The sequence below is a fragment of the Streptomyces sp. RPT161 genome (genome assembly GCF_027533845.1).
GTDB classification, from domain to species: domain Bacteria; phylum Actinomycetota; class Actinomycetes; order Streptomycetales; family Streptomycetaceae; genus Streptantibioticus_A; species Streptantibioticus_A silvisoli_A.
On the sequence record NZ_JAPZVN010000120.1, the window covers coordinates 1 to 352 of the forward strand.

A 352-nucleotide genomic window follows, 5' to 3' on the forward strand; every position below is an offset into this window, starting at 1 on the left:
GGCACGGTGCTGGTCACCGGCGCGACTGGCACGCTGGGTGGCCTTGTCGCTCGGCATCTGGTGGCCGAGCACGATGTGCGGCATCTGCTGCTGGTGAGTCGGCGGGGTGCGGCGGCGGAGGGTGCGGCTGAACTGGGCGCCGAGTTGGCCGGGTTGGGTGCGCATGTCACTTGGGCGGCGTGTGATGTGGCTGATCGGGATGCGTTGGCGGTGACGTTGGCGGCGGTTCCGGTGGAGCGTCCGTTGACGGCGGTGGTGCATACCGCTGGTGTGCTGGATGACGGTGTCATCGAGTCGTTGACTGCGGAGCGTGTCAGTGAGGTGTTGCGGCCGAAGGTGGATGCGGCTGTCA

The 352-nt window shown here is 67.9% G+C and carries 1 protein-coding gene; it reads left to right on the top strand.

All coding sequences use genetic code 11. The annotated features are described in order from the left end of the window. Positions 1–352, top strand: a 352-nt coding sequence (locus O5O46_RS35180; RefSeq protein ID WP_269859757.1) for an SDR family NAD(P)-dependent oxidoreductase, incomplete at both ends; no start/stop codon positions are given.